This window comes from Amycolatopsis palatopharyngis, from assembly GCF_003385185.1.
In the GTDB taxonomy this organism is placed as follows: domain Bacteria; phylum Actinomycetota; class Actinomycetes; order Mycobacteriales; family Pseudonocardiaceae; genus Amycolatopsis; species Amycolatopsis palatopharyngis.
In genome coordinates, this window is the sequence record NZ_PQHZ01000049.1 from 38,913 (window position 1) to 45,192 (window position 6,280).

The window sequence follows — 6,280 nt, forward strand, 5'->3', positions numbered from 1 at the left end:
ATGCGGGCAAGGATTCTGGCGCTGTTCTCGATCGCGGCGCTGACCATGGCGGGAGCGGGTGCGGACGCGTTGGCCACCACCGATCACGACAGCGACGCGGGCGGCCGGTTCGACCGGCCACAGCACGGCTTCGCCCCGGCGAACACCGTGCTGCGTCCGGCCTCACCGGAGGACGCGGGCCTCGACCCCGCCCCCATCCGCGCCGCCGAACAGCGACTCACCGAATGGACCCTGCCGGATCCCGCGAGCGGGCATCCCCTGTTCGCCGGGGCGGTGGGGCTGCAGGTCCACGACGGAAAGGTGGTCGAGCAGTTCAGTACCGGCTCGGCCGTGCGGTACTCCGACGGGGCCGGAACCGAACTCCCGCCCGCCGAGCAGGTACCGATGCGCGAGGACACCATCTTCGACCTCGCCTCCATCTCCAAACTCTTCACCTCGATCGCGGTAATGCAACTGGTCGAGCGGGCGGAGGTGGACGTGGACGCGCCGGTGGCGCGGTACCTGCCGGAGTTCGGGGTGAACGGCAAGGCCGGGATCACCGTGGAGCAGTTGCTCACCCACACCTCTGGTCTCGAACCCTTCCTGCCGCTGTGGCGGGACTGGCCGGACAAGGCTGCCCGGATCGCGGCGGTGATGGACGTCGCCCCGGTGGCCGAGCCGGGCAGCACCTACCGGTACTCCGACCTCAACCTGATCACCCTCGGCGTGCTGGTCGAACGCCTCACCGGGGACACGCTGGACACGGTGGTGGCCGAGCGGATCACCGAACCGCTCGGCATGACCGACACCGGGTACAACCCGCCTCCGGCCAAACTCGACCGGATCGCGGCGACAGAATTCCAGGGCAACCCGGACCGCGGAATGGTGCGCGGCCAGGTGCACGACGAGAACGCCTGGTCCCTCGGCGGAGTCGCGGGGCACGCAGGTGTGTTCTCCACGGCAGACGATCTCGCCGTACTCGGGCAGACAATCCTCAATGGTGGCAGTTACGCCGGGCAGCGGATCCTGCGACCGCACACCGTGCGCTCGATGCTGACCGACTACAACGGGGAGTTCCCCGGCGACGCACACGGACTCGGGTTCGAACTCGACCAGATCTGGTACATGGGCGCGCTGACCTCACCCCGTACGGCGGGCCATACGGGATACACCGGTACCAGCCTGGTCATCGATCCCGGCTCCCGGTCGGTTGCCGTACTGCTCACCAACCGTGTGCATCCATCCCGGAACTGGGGATCGGTGAACCCTGCGCGCCAGGCATGGGCCACCGCCCTCGCCAGGGCGATGCGGGTCCGGCCAGCCCGAGGCGAGCAGGCGTGGTTCTCCGCCATCGGCGATGCCGGCTCGGCGACGCTGAGCACCGGGACGCTCGCCTCTCGTAGTCCTGTGCGGATCAGCTTCAACGCCTTTGTGGACTCCGAGACGACGGATCCGCTCACGCTGGAGATCAGCGCGAACGACGGCGCGTGGGAGTCTGTCCCGCTGCGCGCGACCGGTCCCGGTGCGCCGAATGGTGAGGTCGACAGGCTGTCCGGGACTGGGCACAGACAGTGGTGGACAGTCAGGGCCCAACTCCCCCAAATGGAGCAATTCTCGCTCCGCTGGCATTACAGGACTGACACGAGATACACGGGGCGTGGCGTATACGTGGATGCTGTGAGTGTGGCCGACCGCCACGGCACGCTCGTCGACGGCGAACGCGACCCCAGCTCACTCGTCGCGCACGGTTGGTCACTGACTTCGTGAACAGCGCTACCGGCATCCCTTGCGGGAGGGTCGATAAGTTGCAGAGTCGTTAGCGGCGAGTGGTTAACGGCAGCAACCTGGTTAGCGACTTTCTGAACAACCAGCAAGCCGCTACTACGACGTGGGAACACGGTCGGGTTGCGATCTACCCGAAAGGCGTGGGTAACCTTGTCGCAAATGCCTACAGTTAGTAAATTTCCGGCGATGGACGCGGAAGCAGCGGACGAGACGACTTCGGTGAGCCCGGACGAGGGCACCGAAGCCGCCGAGGCGTCCGCTCGTGAGGCCGACTCCTCGCCGCTGGTCCGGATCCGCTCCCTGCTCCCCGGCCTCGCCCGGGCGGAGCAGCGAGTGGCCAAGGTCGTACTCGAGGATCCCTCCTCGGTCGCGCGGCGCAGCATCACTGAGGTCGCGCTGGCCGCGAACACCAGCGAGACCACGGTCACCCGGTTCTGCAAGGCGATCGGGGTCGGCGGGTATCCGCAGCTGCGGATCTCGCTCGCCGCCGACACTGCCCGCTCGGAAGCGCGATCCTCCCGCAGCTTCGGTGGAGAGATCGCCACCGACGACGACCTGGCCTCGGTCGTGAGCAAGGTCAGCTACGCCGATGCGCGAGCCGTCGAGGAGACCGCCGACCAGCTCGACATCCCGTCGCTGCAGCAGGTGATCGAGGCGCTGGCGGGCGCGGGCCGGGTGGACGTCTACGGCGTCGGTGCGAGTGCCTTCGTCGCGGCCGACCTGCAGCAGAAACTGCACCGGATCGGCCGGATCAGCTTCGCCTGGTCAGACACGCACATCATGCTGACCTCGGCCGCGGTCCTCAGCCCCGGCGATGTCGCCGTGGGAATTTCACACACCGGCGCCACCACCGACACGGTGGAGGCCCTGCGAGTAGCCAGGGAGCACGGTGCGGTCACCGTCGCACTGACGAACTTCCCCCGCTCGCCCATCACCGAGGTCGCCGACCATGTGATCACCACGGCGGCCAGGGAGACCACGTTCCGCTCCGGTGCGACGGCGAGCAGGATCGCCCAGCTGACCGTCATCGACTGCCTGTTCATCGGGGTCGCGCAGCAGCACATGGATGCGGCTGTCAACGCCCTGGACGCGACCCGGGACGCTGTGGGGGCGCACCGGCTGGGCGTCCGTCCCGACGGCAGGCGACGCCCACGGGAAACCGGGAAGTGACCGATAGCTCGCGGCGGAGACCGCTGGACCTCGACGGCAACCACGCCGCCGGGGGTGATGCACGCGCCGGGACATCGCATGCCGTCTCGACGCCGATGAGAACTGTGAGGCGCATCATGACCGTGCCGCGCCAGGTGGTGCACGTCGACTCCCCCACGGAACAGCGCAATCCCAGGACGACCGACATCGACAAGATGACGACGTCCGGGATTCTCGCGGCGATAAACGCCGAGGACCGCCGCGTTCCCGAAGCGGTGCAGGCCGTACTGCCGCAGATCGCCGAAGCCGTCGACCTGGCCACCGAGGCACTGCGCGGCGGGCACCGGGTGCACTACGTGGGCGCGGGTACCTCTGGCCGGCTGGCCACACTGGACGCGGCCGAACTCGTTCCCACGTTCAATGTGCCCCCGGACTGGTTCGTCGCCCATCACGCCGGTGGCGAGCGCGCGCTGCGGCAGGCGGTGGAGAACGCAGAGGACGACGCCAAGGCGGGCGCGGCCGAGGTCGCGACCTCGGTGGCGCCCGGGGACTTCGTACTCGGTCTCACCGCCTCGGGCAGGACTCCGTTCGTGCTCGGTGCGCTGCAGGCCGCCAAGCGTAAGGGCGCAGGAACCGGGCTGGTGTCCGGCAACCCGAACGCCATACGCCCCGCCGAACTGGATGTGCTGATCGCCGTCGACACCGGCCCCGAGGCCATTGCGGGTTCGACCAGGATGAAGGCAGGCACGGCGCAGAAGATCATCCTGACGGCCTTCTCCACCGCGACCATGATCAAGCTCGGCCGGACCTACTCCAATCTGATGGTCAGCATGCGTGCCACCAACGCCAAGCTGCGGGGACGCACCCTGCGCATCCTGCGCGAGGCGACCGGCATGAGCGCTCAGGTCTGCGCCGACGCGCTCAGCGAGGCCGAGGGCGACCTCAAGACCGCCCTCGTGCAGTTACTGTCCGATGTAGACACCGCTGTGGCTGCACGGGCGCTGGAGGCCAACGACGGCCACGTGCGCGCGGCGCTGGACTCGGTCCGCGTCCACGCGGGCTGACCGCGTCACCCGTCCTCAGCCCGCGGCGTCCGAGATGCTCTTGGCTTCGCGCGCACCCGCTTCGAAGCTTTCACAGCAGAAGAGCAACCACTCACGGACACCGTCGGGCTCGCCGGTCGCGAACGCCTCCGCGGCCGCGCGGTACTTGCGGTCCCTGCGGAAGCAGGCGACCTCCGGCACGGTGAGCGCCTTCGGGTCCAGCCCGGTCGCGATCATCGTCAGCCGGGCCGCGGCCCTGGCGAGCACGCCGTCCGCGGAACCGAATGCGCGCAGGGTCAGCAGTTCACCGTGGACGACGGCGGTCAGAATTGGACCGGGCACTGCCGTCTTACCCGTGGTCAGCTGAGCGAGCAGCTCGAGCCGGTGGGCGACCCCTGGCTCGGAGCGTGGCCTGCCCAGCTGGTCGGGATCGGCGACCAGGTCCGCCGCGGCCAGTACGTGGATCTTGGCAAGTGCCTGCAGCGGGGCCCTGCGCCAGGTGGGCAGCATCGACTCCGTCGCCTCGGCGACCCGCAGCGCCCCCGCGAGGACGGGATCGCTCACCGCGCCCTCAGCCGGGATCTCCGGGTCGGCGCCGTCGATACCCGCCGAGGCCCGCGCCGCGCGCACGGATGCCTCCGCGGCCGTCGCCGAGCCGCCACGCAGGTTGGCGCCCATCCAGTGCACGGCGAACACCGCGTCCTGCGCAGCCTTCGCCGCCTCCGCGACGCCCTCCAGTGCCAGCAGCGGCTGTAATGGGTCACCCGCGCCGTGACTGCCGTTCTCGTTCGCGCTCATGCGTCCAGTACCTGCCCTTCCCGGGCGACAACAGGCGGTTGGGTGGACCACGGGAAGTTGATCCACCTGTCGGTCCGGCGCCACACGTACTCACACGACACCGCCGAGGTCGGCTTCTCGTAGACCACCGCGCAACGCACGTCGGCGACGTGGTCAGCGCAGAAATCGCGCACCAGCTTGAGCGTGGCCCCGGTGTCCGCAACGTCGTCGGCCACCAGCACGGTCGATCCGGTCAGGTCCACCGCGTTGGGCACCGGCGGCAGCATGACCGGAAGGTCCAGCCGCTGGTCCACCCCGGTGTAGAACTCCACGTTCATGACATGCAGGTTCTTCACATCCAGCGCGTAACCGAGCGCTCCGGCCACGAACAGCCCGCCCCTGGCGATGGACAGCACCAGATCGGGCTCGAACCCGTCGTCGGCGACCTGCTGTGCCAGTTCCCTGCTCGCCGTGCCGAACAGCTCCCAGGTCAGTTCTTCGCGCTCCGCCGTCATCGACCGCACCTTTCCATTCCGCCCCACGATCGCCGCGAGCCGGGGTACCGCTGGCGTATGAGCATATGAGCCGCGGCCTTCACCGCGAGTGGCCTGTCAGGTCAGTCCATCAGTGGACCTTTGGCAGGTCCACTCTTCGCTTCTACCGTGGGTCCTCGTGAGCACACCCTGGGACCGTCACCCCGTCCTCTCCGGAAACCACGTGCGCCTCGAACCGCTGAACGACCGCCACACCGAGGGACTGCACGCCGCCGGACGCGATCCGCGGGTATGGACCTGGTTGAGCCAGCATCAACCGGTGGATGTTCCCGGGACGCGCAGACAGGTCGAGTCGATTCTCGCGCAACCGGGCCGCAAGGCGTGGGCGCAGATCGACACCGTGACCGGCAAGGTGGCGGGAACGACCTCCTACTACCAGCTGAACCCCCGGGACCGGAACCTGCTGATCGGCTCCACCTGGATCGGCGCCGAGTGGCAGCGCACCGGCCTGAACACCGAGGCGAAGCTGCTGTTGCTGTGCCACGCCTTCGACGAGTTGGGTGCGGTCCGCGTCGGATGGGAGACCGACATCGAGAACGGGAGATCACAGCGAGCCATCGAGCGGCTCGGCGCCGTCCGCGAGGGTGTGCTGCGAGCACATCGCGTCCGCAAGGACGGCAGCCTCCGCGATACGGTGGTCTACGCCGTGACGATCACCGAATGGCCGGATGTACGTGACCGGCTCACATCGAGGCTGAACCGGCATCACTGAAGTCGGAAATCCCGCGCGCAACGCGGCTGCAACCTCCTTCGTGGCGTACTAACGTCGCTATCGTGCCCCGGGCATCATCCGTGGACCCACGACTTCAGGAGGCCAAGCACCATGACCGAGCAGTCCCCGGCTCTGGACAACCTGTCGACCGAAACCCGTTCTTTTGCGCCCTCTGCTGAGTTCGTTGCGGGGGCGAATGTGTCTGGGGAGTGGTATGAGCGGGCTGGGGTGGATCGTGAGGGGTTTTGGGCGGAGCAGGCTGGGCGGTTGTCGTGGGAGCG

Annotated in this window: 6 protein-coding genes; 4 read left to right on the forward strand and 2 right to left on the reverse strand. The window is 68.5% G+C overall.

Features of this window, described 5'->3' with window-relative positions; genetic code table 11:
- The 3 genes from D0C15_RS27440 (at position 1) to D0C15_RS27450 (ending at position 3,977) form a co-directional block, all read left to right on the forward strand.
- A complete protein-coding gene (locus D0C15_RS27440) occupies positions 1–1,746 on the forward strand; it encodes a serine hydrolase (RefSeq protein ID WP_116051014.1) in 1,746 nt (581 codons plus the stop codon).
- Between the two features lie 177 nt (positions 1,747–1,923).
- Entirely contained in the window at positions 1,924–2,934 is a 1,011-nt protein-coding gene (locus tag D0C15_RS27445) for a MurR/RpiR family transcriptional regulator (RefSeq protein ID WP_162830274.1), read from the forward strand.
- Between the two features lie 113 nt (positions 2,935–3,047).
- Positions 3,048–3,977, forward strand: coding sequence for an N-acetylmuramic acid 6-phosphate etherase (locus D0C15_RS27450; RefSeq protein ID WP_116051022.1), 930 nt, complete (start codon positions 3,048–3,050; stop codon positions 3,975–3,977).
- Between the two features lie 15 nt (positions 3,978–3,992).
- Here the strand turns inward: D0C15_RS27450 and D0C15_RS27455 are convergent, their stop codons facing one another.
- Positions 3,993–4,754: a Fic family protein gene (locus D0C15_RS27455; protein ID WP_116051015.1), complete on the reverse strand. Its 762-nt coding sequence runs from the start codon at positions 4,752–4,754 to the stop codon at positions 3,993–3,995.
- Positions 4,751–5,248: a phosphoribosyltransferase gene (locus tag D0C15_RS27460; protein ID WP_116051016.1), complete on the reverse strand. Its 498-nt coding sequence runs from the start codon at positions 5,246–5,248 to the stop codon at positions 4,751–4,753. The genes D0C15_RS27455 and D0C15_RS27460 overlap by 4 nt, the downstream gene beginning before the upstream one ends.
- 157 nt (positions 5,249–5,405) lie before the next feature.
- On the opposite strand from D0C15_RS27460, the gene D0C15_RS27465 reads away from it, so the two are divergent.
- Positions 5,406–5,999 carry a GNAT family N-acetyltransferase gene (locus tag D0C15_RS27465; protein ID WP_116051017.1) on the forward strand — a complete coding sequence of 198 codons (594 nt, stop codon included), beginning with the start codon at positions 5,406–5,408 and terminating at the stop codon, positions 5,997–5,999.
- Positions 6,000–6,280 lie beyond the last annotated feature (281 nt).

What these genes read in the sequence shown, in the direction of transcription:
- D0C15_RS27440 (WP_116051014.1), top strand. Translation starts at nt 1, where the DNA reads ATGCGGGCAAGGATTCTGGCGCTGTTCTCGATCGCGGCGCTGACCATG.
- D0C15_RS27445 (WP_162830274.1), top strand. Translation starts at nt 1,924, where the DNA reads ATGCCTACAGTTAGTAAATTTCCGGCGATGGACGCGGAAGCAGCGGAC.
- D0C15_RS27455 (WP_116051015.1), bottom strand. Translation starts at nt 4,754, where the DNA reads ATGAGCGCGAACGAGAACGGCAGTCACGGCGCGGGTGACCCATTACAG.
- D0C15_RS27460 (WP_116051016.1), bottom strand. Translation starts at nt 5,248, where the DNA reads ATGACGGCGGAGCGCGAAGAACTGACCTGGGAGCTGTTCGGCACGGCG.